Genomic DNA, 15,417 nt, shown 5'->3' with positions numbered 1-15,417 from the left:
GCATTTTTACTATGCGTTGGTTTTAGCGTTTAAGGTGGTATGCGGAAGCATCGGTATTGCGTTGCTCACACCTTAACAGGGCGTTAGAAATTACATGGAGAATTTATCATGGATGCAAGGTATGTGGATTATTTCCAAGCCTATGCAAGTACACTGTCTGAATCTCAACTTGCTGAGATTGGAGAGGTAGAAACTACTTACTTTTGTGACGATGAATACAATACAAATGAGTGCGCTCGGCTTGTCTCTATTGGTCAAAAACGTGCAACTTGCAGCGTCAAAGAAGCGTACCGAATTGAAGGTGAGGAGTTTCCTAAAGTAGGGCAGTACCAAATCGTGCTTGACTGGGAAAAGAACCCGGTTTGTATAGTAAAAATAACCAATGTGGACTTTTGTCCCTTTGGGCAGGTTAGTCGAGAGTTTGCTGAATCTGAGGGTGAAGGGGACGGTACCTATGAGTGGTGGTATAAAGCACATAACGACTTCTTCACTAGAGACTGTAAATCAGCTTATGGCATAGAATTCAACGACTTAACAGAGTTGGTTCTTGTAACGTTTGAGTTGGTGCACAAGTAATTTCTAACAAAGCATTCAAGAGGGATTCACAACGCTTGGCAGTTTTGGTTTGAATTGGCTTTAGTGTTTACGGCACAATGGTTTAGGTCAGGTGGTGGCGTTGTTCACCCCTTAATGCGGCGTTATATGCCATATGAAGAAAGCCTAAATATTCGGGTCAAAAACCTCAGTTTTCATCGTGGATTTTGTCTTTGTTGCGTCAGGTTCGTCTGGCTTCCATCCTAATTATTCTTGGTTCGTGGCTCACTCTCGGCCTGTCGTTTGTTGGTAGTTTTCTTCTTTAGTGCTGCTAATGCCAGGTCAATTTGGGCAGAATAAGTCGCTGAAATGCAGCTCTGTGATTTTGCCTTTCTAAAAGCAGATTTACTTGCTGAAAGGGCGCTTTCTCTAGTGTGGTGAGTTCATGTGGTTTCAGCGACTTTGTTGAAAGATCTCATTGTAAAATTGTCTTTCCAAAAGCGCTTTTTGGTGTTGCCTGTCCGCTTTCTGCGGCGCAGTTTGTTTCAAGTGATTTCAGTAGCAAGTCGCGGTAAGTCTAAGCCTGACTTGAATGCATCAAAGCACATAAGAATCATGGTTTCAAAATAGGGCGTGGGATAAAATCTTAGGCTTGAACGTTCATGCATATAACAAAGCGTTCAAGAGGGATTTGGCACGCGTGGCATTTTTAGTATGCGTTGGGTTCAGTGTTTACGGTGCTTTGCAGAGGCTTTTGTATTGCGTGCCGGCACCCCTTAACGCGGCGTTATGTGCTTGGAGGATAAATGGGTATTTCCTATGAACTTGTAACTCAGGAAGATCAGCAGTTAATTTTAGCTTTAGGCGAATCTGTTAACGAAGAGTTTGTTATTCCCTATCTGAGCTCCGACGGTCAGGAAGCTATGCGAAATGCTCGTAAAGGTGATATTGAACAGGCTACAAATACTGACATCTATACGTCACTTAAAGCTGTTAAAAACGGTGCAATAGTCGGTTATGTTGCTTGGAGACAAGGGAACTATATTGCACAGCTATATGTCAGTGCAAAGAATCAGAATCAAGGGATTGGTAGAGGCTTGATTAACCAAATGAAAAGACATAGTGGGGCTTCAAGCATTGAATTAAAAGCCTCAGTTAACGCAGTAGGCTTCTATAAGCGGCTAGGTTTTCAGTCCGTAGATACTGAGCAAGTTAAAAATGGCATTCGCTATGTGCCGATGGTCTTAAAGCTGTGACTGCGCACATAACAAACTGTTTAAGAGTGATTCGCAACGCGTGGCATTTTTACCATGCGTAGGTTTATGTGATTAAGGTGGTATGCGGTGGCATCGGTATTGCGTTGCTCACACCTTAACAGGGCGTTAGCATACTTTGATAGGAGTTCAGATGACTACGATAGTCGAACAAATTGTTAATCGTGAAATTGACTCGGTCATCGTTTACGAATCTGACCAAGTTATAGCTTTTGCGGACCATGACCCAATCAACTTTGGACACATTTTAATTTGTCCTAAGACTCAATACCGTACTTTCATTGACCTGCCTGAGTCTGTGTTTTTAGAGATCACCGACGTTGCAAGAGATTTATATAAACGTATAGAAGCTAAGTTCAATCCCGATGGTATCGGCTTTATGCAAAACAATGGAGAGGCCCCTCATTTCAACGAGCTCGACCACTACCATTTGCATATTTTCCCTAGATTCCATGGCGACCAGTACGGTTGGGTTAGTAGTGAACTTGGAATTCAAACTATGGATAAACTAAGAGAATCACTTAAAGAACTATGATCATTGAAAAAGTATGCTAACAAATTGTTCAAGAGTGATTCGGCACGCGTGGCATTTTTACTATGCGTCAAGTTTAGTGGTTAAGGTGGTATGCGGAGGCTTCGGCATTGCGTGCCTCACACCTTAACAAGGCGTTAGCCCTTTACAAGGAAAAGTATGAAGATCGTATACGAAATTGATGTAACGAAAGAACAGCATGAAGCTATAGAGTCTTTAAGAAACCAGTCGTTCCCAGATCACCAAGCTAATCGCTCCTACTACAAACAGCTACCTCATATGCGTGCTTTGCAATATGAAAACAACATACTCGTTGGTTATTTAGGGCTAGATTATCGCGCGATAAAAGTCGGTGATGAAGTATATAACGTCTTGGGTATCATTGATTTTTGCGTTGCCGAACAGTGGCGAGGTAAAGGTATTGGTTCACTGATGCTTTCTGAAGTCTCATCGTTTGCACAAGGAAAGGCGGTCGATTTCATCATGCTTATCTCAGAGTTGGATGAATTTTACAGAAAACAAGGTTATAGCAAAGTTGAGGGTATCCATTCTTGGCTAAGGCTTCATGAGCACACAAATTATGGTGTTGCGGTAGAGCACATTGATGAACTGTTTATAAAGTCCATAAGTGGTAAGCAATGGGCAAATGGGCATGTCGACTGGCTGGGTTATATGTACTAATTGGTCACAGGGCTAACAAAGCGTTCAAGAGGGATTCTCAACGCTTGGCGGTTTTGGTTCAAAGTTTAACTTTTGTGTTTATGGCACAATGGTTTAGTTAGGGTGGCAGCGTTGTTCACCCCTTAACGCGGCGTTAGTTGCCAACGAGAAAAATCCAGCTAAAACAGAGTGTTTAGGGCTATTGTCCGTGTATTTTTGGCTCGGTTTTGTAATTCAAATTTTAGTCTTTCAGGTTTGTGTAAATTAGGCTTTGTTTTTTGTGGTCGGACTTTCTGTTTCAGAGGCCGATTCACTTGTTGAGAGTCAGCTCTGTGATATTGTCTTTTTAAATGAGCTTTTTGGTGTTGTTAGGCTGTATTCTGCGGCGCTGTTTGTTCCAAGTGGTTTCAGTGACAGGCGCTTTGAAACTGCGCCTGATTTGAGTTTTTAATACACGTAAAGCTAGTGTTGACAAAGTGGCAATTAACTTCAAATAAAAACTTTAGGTTTGGCAACTAACAAAGCATTCAAGAGGGATTCACAACGCTTGGCAGTTTTGGTTTGAATTAACTTTAGTGTTTACGGCACAATGCTTTAGGTCGGGTGGTTTGCGTTGTTCACCCCTTAATGCGGCGTTAGTACTGGATTGGCATCAACGGTAAAATTTTCGGAGTTTATCGGTTTCTTTTCCTAGCTTTACACCTGGTCAAATGTGCCTTTCACGTTCTTTCCGGTGGCACTATATGAGTTGTGTTCGCGTTGATTTCACTGTTTACGGTTTCTAACTTTCGGGCTATTTCTCTGGTGCAGCTTCTTTGGTTCTGGGAAATTTTCGTCAAACACTGAGTTTCTTTGGCGCGGTTGTTTAATCCTGAAGACCGTATCCTTTGCTTATTTGAAAACGGTGAAAATAGGTCAGTTAAGCAAGTTTTTCTTCTAGCCAACTTGCGTTTTGAGATTGAGTTCTAGTTTGGCAGTTGTCCCTTTGTCTTCTGCGTTTTAAGCTTCAGCTATCGTGCTATATTTCAATATCTTGGTGTGTATCAAAGGCTTTAAGGGCAGCGTACTAACAAACAATTCAAGAGGGATTCGTAACGCGTGGCATTTTTGGTATGCGTTGGTTTTAGTGATTAAGGTGGTATGCAGGGGCTTTGGTTTTGCGTTACTCACCCCTTAATTGGGCGTTAGTTCTCAAAGTTGTTTTAACTATCAGTGGAGTAAGTATGTTTACAGGCATAGTTCAGGCGGTAGCCGAAATTGTTGATGTGACAGATCAAAGAGGGATTAGAACTTTTGTTATCGACTTCCCTAAAGGGTTTTGTACTGATCTAGAAATTGGGGCAAGTATTGCTATTGACGGTGTGTGTCTGACAGTCACTGAAATACAGTCAGATGTTCGTGTGAAGTTCGATGTAATGCTGCAAAGCCTCTTGATCACAACTCTGAGTAAGTACTGCTCATCCCAATTAGTTAACGCTGAGAGAGCCGCAAAAGATGGGGCAGAAATTGGCGGTCACCCGCTATCTGGTCATGTGGACTTTAATGTAGCTATCGTCGACATAAGACAAATTGAGGATAACTATTGTGTTCGCTTAGCACTCCCTGATACTTGGAAAAGATACGTTTTTCCTAAAGGTTATATAGCTCTAAATGGAGCGAGCTTGACTGTAGCTGACGTAAATAAGCATGAAGGTTGGTTTGAAGTTTGGCTTATTCCTGAGACTCGTAGAATGACGGTTTTCGAATCAAAAGCCAGTGGTGATTTTATCAATATAGAAATCGAGCGTGGTACCCAAGTAGTTGTTGATACGGTTCGTGACACGTTAAATGAAAACCTTGGACCACTATTACCATTGTTTGAAAGACTCCTTTTAGAGCAAGGTGTTGATTTGGATTCACTAGGCTATAAACCTCAGGCACTCAGTGGGTCAAAGAACTAACAAACTGTTTAAGAGTGATTCGCAACGCGTGGCATTTTCACTATGCGTTGCGTTTAGTGTTTAAGGTGGTATGCGGCGGCATCGGTATTGCGTTGCTCACACCTTAACAGGGCGTTATAAGCCAGAGTGCCCTAGGAAATCTATTTTCATTCGGTATAATTAGGCCTTTGGTTTCATCGAGGTTACATATGCAAAAAGTAAGGAGCGCGGCTGCTGATTGGCTTACTATCATAACTAGTTCCATGACTATATTCTCCCTGCTGTCCCCTAAGTCATTGGTGGCTGAAAATGATTTTAAAGAGCTCCCCGAAGCGGCTATATCGGATGTAAATATTCTCACGGCTTTCATCGTATCATTTGCCGCTTGCTGGTTTTTCTACGAGGTTTCTATAAGAGCTGCAAGATATTTTCTTAAACTAGAAAATAGGGTTACTTCTGAACTAGGGGTTTATACGTTTTGTAGCGTGATTAGCATGTTGTTATACATGTACTCCCAGTTTATGTTTCAGTATCGGGTGTTTGGAGAAGGGTATGCAATGCTCATCGTTATTCCGGCTGTACTTTGGATATTAAATTTGATGGGAATGATTGTACGTTGGGTAAATAAGCAAGGCTCATAACAAAGCATTTAAGAGTGATTCCCAACGCTTGGCATTTTCAGCGCTAATCGTTGGGTTTTGTGTTTACGGTGGTATGGTTAAGTTTCGTGGTAGCGTTGCTCACACCTTAATGCGGCGTTATGTGCAAGAGGTAATATGACAAGTTGGTATAATTATTTTCAAAGTCAGTGTTGGTATCGAAATACCTATTTAGTTAACAACCACTATGATGTTGTTGAAAAGAACAATATTTATAATTCTGGATGTCACTTTACTTGTCTTTCTATGATGTTAAATGTAAATGCTGCCGTACTATCAAGTGAGCTTTCAAAGCAATACTACTTTGAGAAAGGTGGAAGTGGTTTTGTCTGGGATAACAATAAACCAAATGAAGAAGGTATTTCAGTTTGTGTTCCATTTCTTGTTACTCAGAATGGTATTGTAGAAAATATTAAGATTACTTTGGTCAAAAAAGCACGAAACATAAGAGTAACTGAGGCTCCAAAATTCATTAAAGAGCATCATGCTCAAGGGCAGCATCTGATTTGTGGTAATTCTGAACATTCTTTACTCGTGGCAGGTGAAATAGATGGCAACTATTTTGTCTGGAATCCTGACACGAGTGGGAATAGCGATGAAAAAGTATTAATTAATAAAAACTTAAGTGGTGAGCATACTATTGACTGGCTATATAGTAACTATGGCGTTCGAAACCAAATTGAGTTTTGGGTCTATCAAGTTGAAAATTGCACATAACAAACAATTTAAGAGGGATTCGTAACGCGTGGCATTTTTGCCATGCGTTAATTATAGTGATTAAGGCGGTTTGCGGCGGCATCGGTGTTGAGTTACTCACCCCTTAATTGGGCGTTAGGCTTTCGGAGGTAATATGAACTCAAGTATGGTAGCTTTGCATTCACATTGGCTGAATGCTGATGCTGTAAATGTCGTAATCAACGCAAATTTACCAGTCGATGACAGTTATTCAAGTGAGTTGAAAAGTCTATCTCAGTTACACTCATCATTTCGTAGGATTTCAGTTTTTTACTCGTTGTTATACGTTGTAGTCGAAGGTTATCGCGAACTAGATATTACCGATGAAAGAGTGGACTCATTATTGGAGCAATACGATTTTGTAGATGCTTTGCGGCTTTTTAGGAACGCCACATTTCATTATCAAAAAGCCCCAATACCTGAAAAAGCGATGAAATTTCTTGAAACTGAAAATAGTGAAAATTGGATTCAAGATCTTCATGTTGCATTTCGTCAGTACTTTGAAAAGCAGTTGCCGATAAGGGAAACAATGGAGAAACTAAAAGCCTAACAAAGCGTTTAAGGCAGATTCCCAACGCTTGGCATTTTCAGTTCAAGTTTGGTTTAGTGTTTACGGTGCAATGGTTTAGATTAGGTGGTAGCGTTGCTCACTACTTAACGCGGCGTTATAACGATCGGTGGAAAATGAAGAATAAGAAAACCTCCAAAAGCTCTTTGGTAGTCGGCTTGACTCCTGAAGGTTACAAAGTTTCGGACCTAAGGATGACAAAACCAACGTTTCACTATGCCAAAGGTGGAAATGGATCCATGTTGGTGCAAGACATTGACACCATCAAACTTAATCGCTCGCGAAACATTAGCTATTTTGTTCCCAACAACATTGGGATGCTGATGAGTGTCAGTGCAAAAGCTTCACGTCGTGCGAAAGAAATTTATGATCGTAAGTTCAAAAGTCGAACCTATGAATTAGATGTGACAAAACTGACTGGAGACAAAAAAGAAGCTATCGGTGCTATCTCTTCAGACGTTTATGATTATGTGGAAGAAATACAATCAGCAATTGTTTTTGCCTATACAGCGTTAGAAGCTTTCGCTAATTTAAGCATTCCGCAGGATCATATTTATCAAGCCTCAAAAAACTCTAAAGGCATTACCGAGTCATACGATAAAGTTGCAATTGAACGCTGGCTTAGTCTGAAAACAAAAATTAAACATATACTTCCGAGTGTCTACAGTACAACAAACGTTGAAAAACAAAAATGGTGGGGACAGTTCGTAACCCTAGAAGAATATCGAAATGAGATTATCCATCAAAAATCTATTGGTGCTACAGAGTTCTACAAATCGTATTTCAAAGATTCAATCTTTAACATCATTAATTGTGTTGAAGCTGTAATTTCCTTTTTCTACGTGGCTCATCAGAATAACGGTAAAACCAACGAGGTTTGGCCATGGCTAAACGGACATGCTGATATTCCGTCAATAGAATTTGAACAGAGCCAATTTGAAGTTGTAGGCAATGTTCATCAAGGCTGGAAGAAATCGTTATAACAAAGCGTTTAAGACGGATTCCCAACGCTTGGCATTTTTGGTTTGATTCAGCTTTAGTGTTTACGGCACAATGATTTAGGTAAAGTGGTCTGCGTTGCTCACCACTTAACGCGGCGTTATGCCAACAAAATAGATAAGGAATAGGATGGAACATATCGAATGGAGTGATTTCCAAAAAATTGATATACGTGTTGGTACGATTATCGAAGTTGATGATTTTCCAGAAGCTCGTCGGCCAGCATATAAGTTAAAAGTGGATTTGGGGCCAGAGCTGGGCGTGAAGAAATCAAGTGCTCAAATTACAGCGCTGTACTCAAAAGATGATCTTATTGGGAAGCAGGTTTTAGCTGTTGTGAACTTTCCACCGAAGCAGATTGGTCCAATTATGTCAGAGTGCCTTGTCACTGGACTACATCGTCCGGATGGCTCTGTGGTTCTTTCTACAGTTGATATGAAATTACCAAATGGTGCTAAGTTAGCATAACAAAGCGTTTAAGAGCGATTCCTCACCGTTTGCCAGTTTTCGCTCCGCTCAAGATTTTGGCAAACGGTGCGTCACGCCTTAACGCGGCGTTATGTTGTCAAAGATTAAGTATGAAGATTTTAATATTATTTATAGCGGCATTATTGTCTGGCTGCGCTGGTTTACTTGAAAGTGCTAGTTCCCCAAATTATCGAGAACACAAAGCTCGGGACAGTGTATCGCCTAGGAGTCATAAAGGTTCAAGGAAAAACAAATTAGTCGGTACTGTTGTACTCACGTTTAATATTAATAGTCAGGGTGATGTGATTGACATAATGGTTACTGATTCTGTACCTAAAGGAGTATTCGATGCTGAAGCTGTGCGAATATTATCAAAACGGAAGTATGCGCCTTCCGCAAAAGGGGAAACTGGCCCTAAAAAAGCTAAGTTCGAGTTTAAAATTTGACACATAACAAACTGCTTAAGAGGGATTCGCAACGCGTGGCATTTTTGCTATGCGTTGATTTTAGTGCTTAAGGTGGTTTGCGGCGGCTTTTGTATTGCGTTGCTCACCCCTTAGCAGGGCGTTATACGCCCGAGTACCCCACGTTTAGTAGACACTTTACTAAGTTAGATCTAGGGTCTAATTGAGAGGTGATTTATGGCTAAACATCGTAATCCAGCGTACACCGAAGAGTTCCGCAAAGAAGCAGTCCGCTTGGCCAGTCTTCCTGGCCGAACAGCAGTTTCCGTTGCCAAGGAGCTGGGCATTAGTGCCCAGCAGATCCGGAACTGGAAGCGCCAGTTCACACGCCTATCTGATAAACAGTTTAACACCTTAGATGGTGTTGATTATTCGAAGAAAGAGTCCGAAGAGCTTCGAGCGTTAAGGCGCGAGAACAAACGACTCAAAGATGAAATGGAATTCCTAAAAAAGGTCTCGGCGTACTTCGCGAAGCAGCAAGAGTGAAGTACGAGTTCATCGAAAGCTATGTAGGTGAGTATTCCATTAGCTTAATGTGTCGTGCGTTAGAGGTGAGTCGGGGTGGTTATTACAAGTGGTGTCATCATACGCCAAGTGAGCGTTCAGAGCGGCGAAAGCGCTTTGAACAGCTCGTCATGTGTACCTTTGCTCAATACCGGGCACGTTACGGCTCAGTGCGAATAGCCGAAGAGCTCAACGAAGCAGGCTATGCCTGCTGTGTGAATTATGTGGCTGATATCATGAAGGAAAAAGGTATTAGGGCACGTAATGGCAAAGGGTTTAAATACAGCAAGGATGTGGCAGCGATGACGAATGTTGCTGACAACTTACTGCGTCGAGACTTTGTATCTGAGACACCGAATCAGAAATGGGTCACTGACATCACGTATATCTGGGTGAAGAGCCGTTGGCTCTTCTTGGCGACAGTGATGGACCTGCATTCAAGGCGCATCGTGGGTTGGTCGTTAGGGACAACGATGACCGTCGAGCTCATCACTAATGCGTTAAAAATGGCGTTTGAGTCACGTAAGCCGCCTAAGGGCGTCATTATCCACTCGGACCGTGGTGTACAATACAGAGCCTATAAATATCAAGACTTCATGCGCAAGCATGGAGGTGTACCGAGCATGAGTCGACAGGGTAACTGTTGGGATAATGCGGTGATGGAGTCGTTCTACAGTCGACTGAAAGTCGAACTGATATACGCAGAAGACTACCAAACTCTCGAAGAAGCCCGAATGGGCATCTTCGAATACATCGAGGTATTTTACAATCGTAGAAGAAGACACTCAGCGTTAGGGCATGTCAGTCCGGTTGAGTACGAAAGTATGTAGTTATGTACTGTCTACTTTTTGTGGGGTACACCAGCTCTTAGGAGGAAGTTGTGTTTCTTAGGGAAAAAGAGAAAGCTTTGAATAAAGGTGCAATTTTAATCGGCACTATAGGTATTATCTGTATTTCTATTGCTTCAGGAAGCTTATTTGTAGCGCTAGGTTTGAGCTCAATAGCCGCAATTAGCTTATTACTACAGCAAAAATTTCCGGATAAAAGTGGTCTTTACAGCATCGAGGTCCTAGGTGGGCGTATTACTCTTAAACTTGGCAACAGTACACTTTGGCATTTGAATGTATGTGATGTTGAATCTTCTGATATAAGTTACTCAAGGGACGGCACAGTGCTCAAAGAAATTACTTTAAACACAGCGAACGACAGTTATGTATTACCAAAACTTGAGTGCTTTGAAACTACCGAAGTTTCGCTGCTTGTAAGTTTTGTGCAAACCCTAAAAGAACGAGCATAACAAATTGTTCAAGAGTGATTCGGCACGCGTGGCATTTTTACTATGCGTTGGTTTTAGTGGTTAAGGTAGTATGCAGCGGCTTTTGTATTGCGTGCCTCACACCTTAACAAGGCGTTATGTGCTTATGAGGAAAATTGACATGGAAGTGATAGAGGCCAACCTTGATTTGGCCCCATTATTAGCGAGTTATGCGAAAGAATGCCTAGAGTCGGGTATTCCAAAATATTCGGGTGTGGAGCAAGATCCGACAGCTTATTTGTCAGGTTTGGTCGAACGTTCAAAGGCAATTTCCGAGTTACCAAAGGGATATTTACCTAGCACAACTTACTACTGTGTATCGAACTCCGAAATTTTAGGTGCAATCCGAGTTCGCAAAGGTACTAATGCCAACGTAGAAAATGTCATTGGTCATATTGGCTACGAAACTAGACCGTCAGCTCGTGGTAAGGGTGTAGCCTCATTTCTGCTTGCTTGGGTGCGAGACCATGTTGTCACTGATTCAGTTATTGTTACTTGCTCAATTGACAATCCCACATCTCAAAAGGTCATCGAAAACTGTGGTGGTGAATACCTCGGTAACTACACAGATGAGAGTGAGGGTACGGTAAGGCGCTACCGTTTAGCACGCACATAACAAAGCATTCAAGAGTGATTCGCAACGCTTGGCAGTTTCGCTTCGCTCAAGTATAGCCAAGCGCCGCTCACACCTTAATGCGGCGTTAGTTCCCCAGAGGAAGCAATCAATCCGTAGGGAATTTTTGTTTCTGGTGGAGTACACGCATAACTCGGATGATATCGCCCTCGACCCAGTAAGAGACAATCATCGAAATCTCAGGAATAATGAGTAATCGTCCGCGGATGCCATCTCGTTGTACACCCATTAAAGGTTGTTCAAGCAAGTTTTCTACTTTTGCTTCAATGAGGCTGTCAGTTTTTTCTGCCGCATCAGGGTTGAAGTCATAGAGAAATTCGAAGATCTTTTCACGATCATTAAGTGACTCTTCTTCCCATAAAATCATTGCTTACCTCGATTACGGATTCTGGCTTTACGCTCTTCCATTCGAGATTTAGCAGCTTGGTGCTCAACGAAAACGGATTTTCCTGAGTCAAACTTCTCAAATGCTAGGTTTACTTGTTCAGTTAACCATGCATCGTGAGATAATGTTTTTCTTTGTTGTTCAGCGAGTTGCTCAGTAAGTTCACGGCAAGCATCACTCAGTGTGCGCCCTTGGCTCTCAGCCATTTGTTGTGCTAGGCGTTTTGTTTCTTCATCAACACGAAATTGAATTCTAGTGTCCATGATGTATTCCTTTGTTGGTGTGTGTACAAATGTTAGCACTAGGCTTTGAGATGGGCAACTAACAAACTGTTTAAGAGTGATTCGCAACGCGTGGCATTTTTACTATGCGTTGCGTTTGGTGTTTAAGGTGGTATGCGGCAACATTGGTATTGCGTTGCTCACACCTTAACAGGGCGTTATACGAATAGAGGGAATTTATGTACAAGAGTGCTGATTTTAGCTTGGATTCAAAAGAGTTCAGGTTTAAGAAAGACTCATATCCTTTGTCTAAGATAAACAATGCTAGGGTTAAAAAGTTAAGTTTTCTTGATAATTTAGGTCAAGTGTTATTCTGGGTGTTTGTTTTTTCAGGGGCAGTTTGGTTAGCCATTCCAAGCTTTGAAGAGGCACCGCAATGGCTACAAGTTTTAGTTCTTAGTTTGACGGCTGTAGGTTTCGTTTTTGCTCTTCTTCGTTGTTCTAAATATGCACTTCAAGTCGAGTTTCGTCACATAGATGAAACGGGCGTTCAATGGGTTAATGTCGCTAAGTCATACTCAAAGTCAGATTGTGAGTTATTTGAACAACAAGTGTTGGCACTGAAGGAGAAATTCGTATAACAAATTGTTCAAGAGTGATTCGGCACGCGTGGCATTTTTACTATGCGTTGGTTTTAGTGGTTACGGTGTTATGCGGAATCTTCGGTATTGCGTGCCTCACACCTTAACAAGGCGTTATGCAATAGGAGTTAGTCTTGAATCCAAGTGAAGTCATAGAACTTAAGAAAAATCATCTACTACGCTTTGCTAATGAGAGTGGGGCTAAAGGTGAGATATTGTCAATTGAAGCTAATGAAGACTGGATTCCTCGCCCAAAAGGGGAGCGCCTTAAGAACCTTTTGAGTGCTCTCGAATTAACTGGACTGAATATCAAGCGCTCTAGTTTTGATGCACTTTCAATTCCAGCAGATATTGAAGTCGACTTTGGCAGCATAGAATCAATATTAGAAGCACTACCTAAAATAACATTCATCGAAATCAAAACCGCGAACCAAGAACGGGTGAAAGAGGATTTCTCAGGTTTCTTTTTCGCTTTGACTGAAAGTGAGATAAGTGCAGCAGAACAGCTTGGTGACCGCCATAAAGTAGCCTTGTTTAATAAGCGAACATCCAAAATGGTAATGACGACAGTATCGGACATTGTTGCAAAGTCTAGGTCAATGACTTGGCAAGTGTCAGTACAACTTTAGCTTATTGCATAACAAAGCGTTTAAGACGGATTCACAACGCTTGGCATTTTTAGTTCGAATCAGTTTTAGTGTTTATGGCACAATGGTTTAGGTTCAGTGGTCGCGTTGTTCACCACTTAACGCGGCGTTATGTTCTAGGAGGAAATTCATGATTAGGGAAATCACAAAAGCCGATTTTGAGTCGTTTTGGCCAACATTTTCTGCGGTAATCCAGGCACAAGAAACTTATGCCTTTGACCCAAATATGACGCTAGAACAAGCATTTGTTTTATGGTGTGAATCTCCCCTGAAAGCTTTTGTTTTCGTAGAAAATGACGTTGTACTGGGCTCTTACTACATCAAGCCAAATGCAATGGGGCCAAGTAGCCATATATGTAATTGTGGATACATGGTTTCTAGCAAAGCTAGAGGTAAGGGCATTGCACGCCTTATGTGTGAACATTCTCAGGAAACTGCTCTAGAACTTGGCTTTGATGCCATGCAATTTAACAGCGTGGTCTCTACCAATGAAGTTGCGGTGAAGCTTTGGGAGAAGCTAGGGTTTCAAATCATAGGTACAATTCCCAAGGCATATAAGCATGCTCATCTAGGGTTAGTTGATAGCCATGTCATGTACAAATGGCTACGAACATAACAAGCAATTTAAGAGGGATTCCCAACGCTTGGCATTTTGTCTTCTACTTCAATTTTAGTGGTTACGGTACAATGCGTTAGGTTGGGTGGCAGCGTTGCTCACCCCTTAATTGGGCGTTATGTGAATGGAGTCAACCTTGAAAATATCAGTTGTCAAAAGTGGTCAGATTGGGGCTTACGAAGCTGAACTTAATGCTCATCTAAACTCCGTTTTTGGCCAAGATTCCATGTTCATTTTCAATCGTGAGCTCGTCTGTGCAATTCTCATTGAAGACGATAATCAGATTATCGCTACTGGTTTTGCTTATAGTCGTTTAATGAAGCAGGGCTCAATAAGCTTCAAAGGGGGCATAATTGGTGGTATTGCCATTACACCAAGTAAGCGAGGTTTGGGCTTAGCTAAAGTCATCGTGAAAGAACTCGATCGATGCTTAGTGTCTTTTGGGGTAACTCATTCTTTTCTCTTCGCTTATGAGCCAGATGTTTATCGAAGCTCAGGGTATTCGGAGTTAGTTTTGCCTATCCATTACTTCGACGTGCAGCAGAAAAATTGGAATCAGTTTGTCTACCGTGGAGGTATGGTTAAGTCTTATAATGACAGTCATGCTTTAAGCGATCAAGTCATTGAATTTAATGGTTGTGTGTATTGAACACTCTGAAAAAATTCACATAACAAAGCGTTCAAGAGGGATTTGGCACGCGTGGCATTTTTAGTATGCGTTGAGTTCAGTGTTTATGGCGCAATGCGGTAGCTTTTGTATTGCGTGCCGGCACCCCTTAACGCGGCGTTATACGCAGGAGGTGATATGAAATCAAAATCGTTGGTTAAAGTTACTGAGCATCACGATGGTGGTTTTCATTTAACTTTCTTTCGACCTACTTTTTCACTTTTTTATGCTGGGATGAACTACGAACATACCATATCCGTTGCGAAAAGGTTTCTTAATGACCAAATTCGATATGAAGCTATTCCTCACATTGAGTCTTGCTCTTCACAAGATGGACACATAAATTGTCCAGAAGGCTGTATTAGCTTACCTGCTGATATTTGGAACTGTAAGTTAACGGATAGCATGTGTTCATTGCAGTCGTCGATAAACTTAAATGATAAAGAAGAATTTATAGAGCTTTGTCATGCTCCAAAGTTAAAAAAAGAGCAAATTTGGAACACTGTTGAACAGGGTAAATATAAGGGTTTTCACCATGTTCCTGGTAGACATTTATGTATTTGTTGCGAGTTCAAGGACAAGAAAAAAGAGTCTTTTCGGTATCATTACCCTTGGGAATTCGCTGAGCTAGATGTAGCTATTCTCTCTACGTATGAAGATACATATCGAAAACTTGAGGAAAAAGGTATTCCAGTTAACTACGTAATGTCACCTATTTGTTCCGAATGCTGTTATGGACTAGCTATAACACTTCGCCCAGAGCTAAAATCTTGCTTACAGGTAATTGAAGTTAATTTTGATCCGCGTAAGAAAAGCGTATAACAAAGCATTTAAGAGTGATTCGCAACGCTTGGCAGTTTCGCTTCGCTCAAGTATAGCCAAGCGTCGCTCACACCTTAATGCGGCGTTATGTTTATTGTCAGGTCTACCTCAATCATCTAATACGAAACAATATGCAACCAAATAGGTAAGTGT

General features: G+C 41.5%; 22 protein-coding genes. 20 read left to right on the top strand and 2 right to left on the bottom strand.

Annotated features, from left to right (window positions below; translation table 11 throughout):
* Positions 1–108 precede the first annotated feature (108 nt).
* The 15 genes from J8Z23_RS09400 (at position 109) to J8Z23_RS09330 (ending at position 11,247) form a co-directional block, all read left to right on the top strand.
* The gene (locus J8Z23_RS09400) at positions 109–576 is read left to right on the top strand and encodes an ASCH domain-containing protein (protein ID WP_434633146.1); all 468 of its coding nucleotides are present in this window, start codon (positions 109–111) and stop codon (positions 574–576) included.
* Between the two features lie 764 nt (positions 577–1,340).
* On the top strand, positions 1,341–1,790 hold the full coding sequence (locus tag J8Z23_RS09395; RefSeq protein WP_140144494.1) for a GNAT family N-acetyltransferase: 450 nt from the start codon (positions 1,341–1,343) through the stop codon (positions 1,788–1,790).
* 151 nt (positions 1,791–1,941) lie between these two features.
* Positions 1,942–2,343, top strand: a complete 402-nt coding sequence (locus tag J8Z23_RS09390) for an HIT family protein (protein WP_017636213.1) — start codon at positions 1,942–1,944, stop codon at positions 2,341–2,343.
* A gap of 156 nt (positions 2,344–2,499) precedes the next feature.
* The gene (locus J8Z23_RS09385; protein WP_203513798.1) at positions 2,500–3,021 is read left to right on the top strand and encodes a GNAT family N-acetyltransferase; all 522 of its coding nucleotides are present in this window, start codon (positions 2,500–2,502) and stop codon (positions 3,019–3,021) included.
* Between the two features lie 1,202 nt (positions 3,022–4,223).
* Positions 4,224–4,940, top strand: coding sequence for a riboflavin synthase subunit alpha (locus J8Z23_RS09380; RefSeq protein WP_434633143.1), 717 nt, complete (start codon positions 4,224–4,226; stop codon positions 4,938–4,940).
* Between the two features lie 188 nt (positions 4,941–5,128).
* Positions 5,129–5,560 carry a hypothetical protein gene (locus J8Z23_RS09375; protein WP_274016701.1) on the top strand — a complete coding sequence of 144 codons (432 nt, stop codon included), beginning with the start codon at positions 5,129–5,131 and terminating at the stop codon, positions 5,558–5,560.
* 135 nt (positions 5,561–5,695) lie between these two features.
* Entirely contained in the window at positions 5,696–6,295 is a 600-nt protein-coding gene (locus J8Z23_RS09370) for a hypothetical protein (protein ID WP_434633140.1), read from the top strand.
* A gap of 133 nt (positions 6,296–6,428) precedes the next feature.
* Complete coding sequence (locus J8Z23_RS09365; RefSeq protein WP_434633137.1) at positions 6,429–6,863, top strand: hypothetical protein; 435 nt, start codon at positions 6,429–6,431, stop codon at positions 6,861–6,863.
* Between the two features lie 134 nt (positions 6,864–6,997).
* Positions 6,998–7,864, top strand: coding sequence for a hypothetical protein (locus J8Z23_RS09360; protein ID WP_029823763.1), 867 nt, complete (start codon positions 6,998–7,000; stop codon positions 7,862–7,864).
* A gap of 145 nt (positions 7,865–8,009) precedes the next feature.
* A complete protein-coding gene (locus J8Z23_RS09355) occupies positions 8,010–8,348 on the top strand; it encodes a tRNA-binding protein (protein ID WP_434633134.1) in 339 nt (112 codons plus the stop codon).
* Between the two features lie 110 nt (positions 8,349–8,458).
* Complete coding sequence (locus tag J8Z23_RS09350; protein ID WP_434633131.1) at positions 8,459–8,794, top strand: energy transducer TonB; 336 nt, start codon at positions 8,459–8,461, stop codon at positions 8,792–8,794.
* A gap of 195 nt (positions 8,795–8,989) precedes the next feature.
* Entirely contained in the window at positions 8,990–9,298 is a 309-nt protein-coding gene (locus tag J8Z23_RS09345) for a transposase (RefSeq protein WP_004413754.1), read from the top strand.
* Complete coding sequence (locus J8Z23_RS09340; RefSeq protein WP_434633003.1) at positions 9,295–10,146, top strand: IS3 family transposase; 852 nt, start codon at positions 9,295–9,297, stop codon at positions 10,144–10,146. The genes J8Z23_RS09345 and J8Z23_RS09340 overlap by 4 nt, the downstream gene beginning before the upstream one ends.
* Before the next feature lie 50 nt (positions 10,147–10,196).
* Entirely contained in the window at positions 10,197–10,613 is a 417-nt protein-coding gene (locus J8Z23_RS09335; RefSeq protein WP_434633128.1) for a hypothetical protein, read from the top strand.
* Between the two features lie 139 nt (positions 10,614–10,752).
* On the top strand, positions 10,753–11,247 hold the full coding sequence (locus tag J8Z23_RS09330; protein WP_434633125.1) for a GNAT family N-acetyltransferase: 495 nt from the start codon (positions 10,753–10,755) through the stop codon (positions 11,245–11,247).
* Positions 11,248–11,353: 106 nt separating this feature from the next.
* Here the strand turns inward: J8Z23_RS09330 and J8Z23_RS09325 are convergent, their stop codons facing one another.
* Positions 11,354–11,632: a type II toxin-antitoxin system RelE/ParE family toxin gene (locus J8Z23_RS09325; RefSeq protein ID WP_301577718.1), complete on the bottom strand. Its 279-nt coding sequence runs from the start codon at positions 11,630–11,632 to the stop codon at positions 11,354–11,356.
* Positions 11,629–11,913, bottom strand: coding sequence for a type II toxin-antitoxin system RelB/DinJ family antitoxin (locus J8Z23_RS09320; RefSeq protein ID WP_062907370.1), 285 nt, complete (start codon positions 11,911–11,913; stop codon positions 11,629–11,631). The genes J8Z23_RS09325 and J8Z23_RS09320 overlap by 4 nt, the downstream gene beginning before the upstream one ends.
* A 197-nt stretch (positions 11,914–12,110) precedes the next feature.
* Between J8Z23_RS09320 and J8Z23_RS09315 the strand changes: the two genes are divergently transcribed.
* The 5 genes from J8Z23_RS09315 to J8Z23_RS09295 all read left to right on the top strand — a co-directional run bounded on the left by J8Z23_RS09315 (position 12,111) and on the right by J8Z23_RS09295 (position 15,264).
* On the top strand, positions 12,111–12,512 hold the full coding sequence (locus J8Z23_RS09315; RefSeq protein WP_102600499.1) for a hypothetical protein: 402 nt from the start codon (positions 12,111–12,113) through the stop codon (positions 12,510–12,512).
* Between the two features lie 134 nt (positions 12,513–12,646).
* The gene (locus J8Z23_RS09310) at positions 12,647–13,141 is read left to right on the top strand and encodes a hypothetical protein (protein WP_256965741.1); all 495 of its coding nucleotides are present in this window, start codon (positions 12,647–12,649) and stop codon (positions 13,139–13,141) included.
* A gap of 148 nt (positions 13,142–13,289) precedes the next feature.
* On the top strand, positions 13,290–13,775 hold the full coding sequence (locus J8Z23_RS09305; RefSeq protein ID WP_434633120.1) for a GNAT family N-acetyltransferase: 486 nt from the start codon (positions 13,290–13,292) through the stop codon (positions 13,773–13,775).
* 136 nt (positions 13,776–13,911) lie between these two features.
* Positions 13,912–14,424 (top strand): GNAT family N-acetyltransferase, encoded by a 513-nt coding sequence (locus tag J8Z23_RS09300; RefSeq protein ID WP_074191378.1) that lies wholly within the window; start codon positions 13,912–13,914, stop codon positions 14,422–14,424.
* A gap of 156 nt (positions 14,425–14,580) precedes the next feature.
* Positions 14,581–15,264 carry a hypothetical protein gene (locus J8Z23_RS09295; RefSeq protein WP_434633116.1) on the top strand — a complete coding sequence of 228 codons (684 nt, stop codon included), beginning with the start codon at positions 14,581–14,583 and terminating at the stop codon, positions 15,262–15,264.
* The last annotated feature ends 153 nt before the right edge of the window (positions 15,265–15,417 follow it).

The organism is Vibrio sp. SCSIO 43086 (genome assembly GCF_051132235.1).
GTDB classification, from domain to species: Bacteria; Pseudomonadota; Gammaproteobacteria; order Enterobacterales; family Vibrionaceae; genus Vibrio; species Vibrio diabolicus.
Note: the sequence above shows the minus strand (reverse complement) of the source record. Positions and strands in the feature narration are given on the sequence as shown.

Bases quoted from the DNA above. Each gene is read 5' to 3' on its own strand.
- J8Z23_RS09400 (WP_434633146.1), top strand. From the start codon at position 109: ATGGATGCAAGGTATGTGGATTATTTCCAAGCCTATGCAAGTACACTG.
- J8Z23_RS09395 (WP_140144494.1), top strand. From the start codon at position 1,341: ATGGGTATTTCCTATGAACTTGTAACTCAGGAAGATCAGCAGTTAATT.
- J8Z23_RS09390 (WP_017636213.1), top strand. From the start codon at position 1,942: ATGACTACGATAGTCGAACAAATTGTTAATCGTGAAATTGACTCGGTC.
- J8Z23_RS09385 (WP_203513798.1), top strand. From the start codon at position 2,500: ATGAAGATCGTATACGAAATTGATGTAACGAAAGAACAGCATGAAGCT.
- J8Z23_RS09380 (WP_434633143.1), top strand. From the start codon at position 4,224: ATGTTTACAGGCATAGTTCAGGCGGTAGCCGAAATTGTTGATGTGACA.
- J8Z23_RS09375 (WP_274016701.1), top strand. From the start codon at position 5,129: ATGCAAAAAGTAAGGAGCGCGGCTGCTGATTGGCTTACTATCATAACT.
- J8Z23_RS09370 (WP_434633140.1), top strand. From the start codon at position 5,696: ATGACAAGTTGGTATAATTATTTTCAAAGTCAGTGTTGGTATCGAAAT.
- J8Z23_RS09365 (WP_434633137.1), top strand. From the start codon at position 6,429: ATGAACTCAAGTATGGTAGCTTTGCATTCACATTGGCTGAATGCTGAT.
- J8Z23_RS09360 (WP_029823763.1), top strand. From the start codon at position 6,998: ATGAAGAATAAGAAAACCTCCAAAAGCTCTTTGGTAGTCGGCTTGACT.
- J8Z23_RS09355 (WP_434633134.1), top strand. From the start codon at position 8,010: ATGGAACATATCGAATGGAGTGATTTCCAAAAAATTGATATACGTGTT.
- J8Z23_RS09350 (WP_434633131.1), top strand. From the start codon at position 8,459: ATGAAGATTTTAATATTATTTATAGCGGCATTATTGTCTGGCTGCGCT.
- J8Z23_RS09345 (WP_004413754.1), top strand. From the start codon at position 8,990: ATGGCTAAACATCGTAATCCAGCGTACACCGAAGAGTTCCGCAAAGAA.
- J8Z23_RS09330 (WP_434633125.1), top strand. From the start codon at position 10,753: ATGGAAGTGATAGAGGCCAACCTTGATTTGGCCCCATTATTAGCGAGT.
- J8Z23_RS09325 (WP_301577718.1), bottom strand. From the start codon at position 11,632: ATGATTTTATGGGAAGAAGAGTCACTTAATGATCGTGAAAAGATCTTC.
- J8Z23_RS09320 (WP_062907370.1), bottom strand. From the start codon at position 11,913: ATGGACACTAGAATTCAATTTCGTGTTGATGAAGAAACAAAACGCCTA.
- J8Z23_RS09315 (WP_102600499.1), top strand. From the start codon at position 12,111: ATGTACAAGAGTGCTGATTTTAGCTTGGATTCAAAAGAGTTCAGGTTT.
- J8Z23_RS09305 (WP_434633120.1), top strand. From the start codon at position 13,290: ATGATTAGGGAAATCACAAAAGCCGATTTTGAGTCGTTTTGGCCAACA.
- J8Z23_RS09295 (WP_434633116.1), top strand. From the start codon at position 14,581: ATGAAATCAAAATCGTTGGTTAAAGTTACTGAGCATCACGATGGTGGT.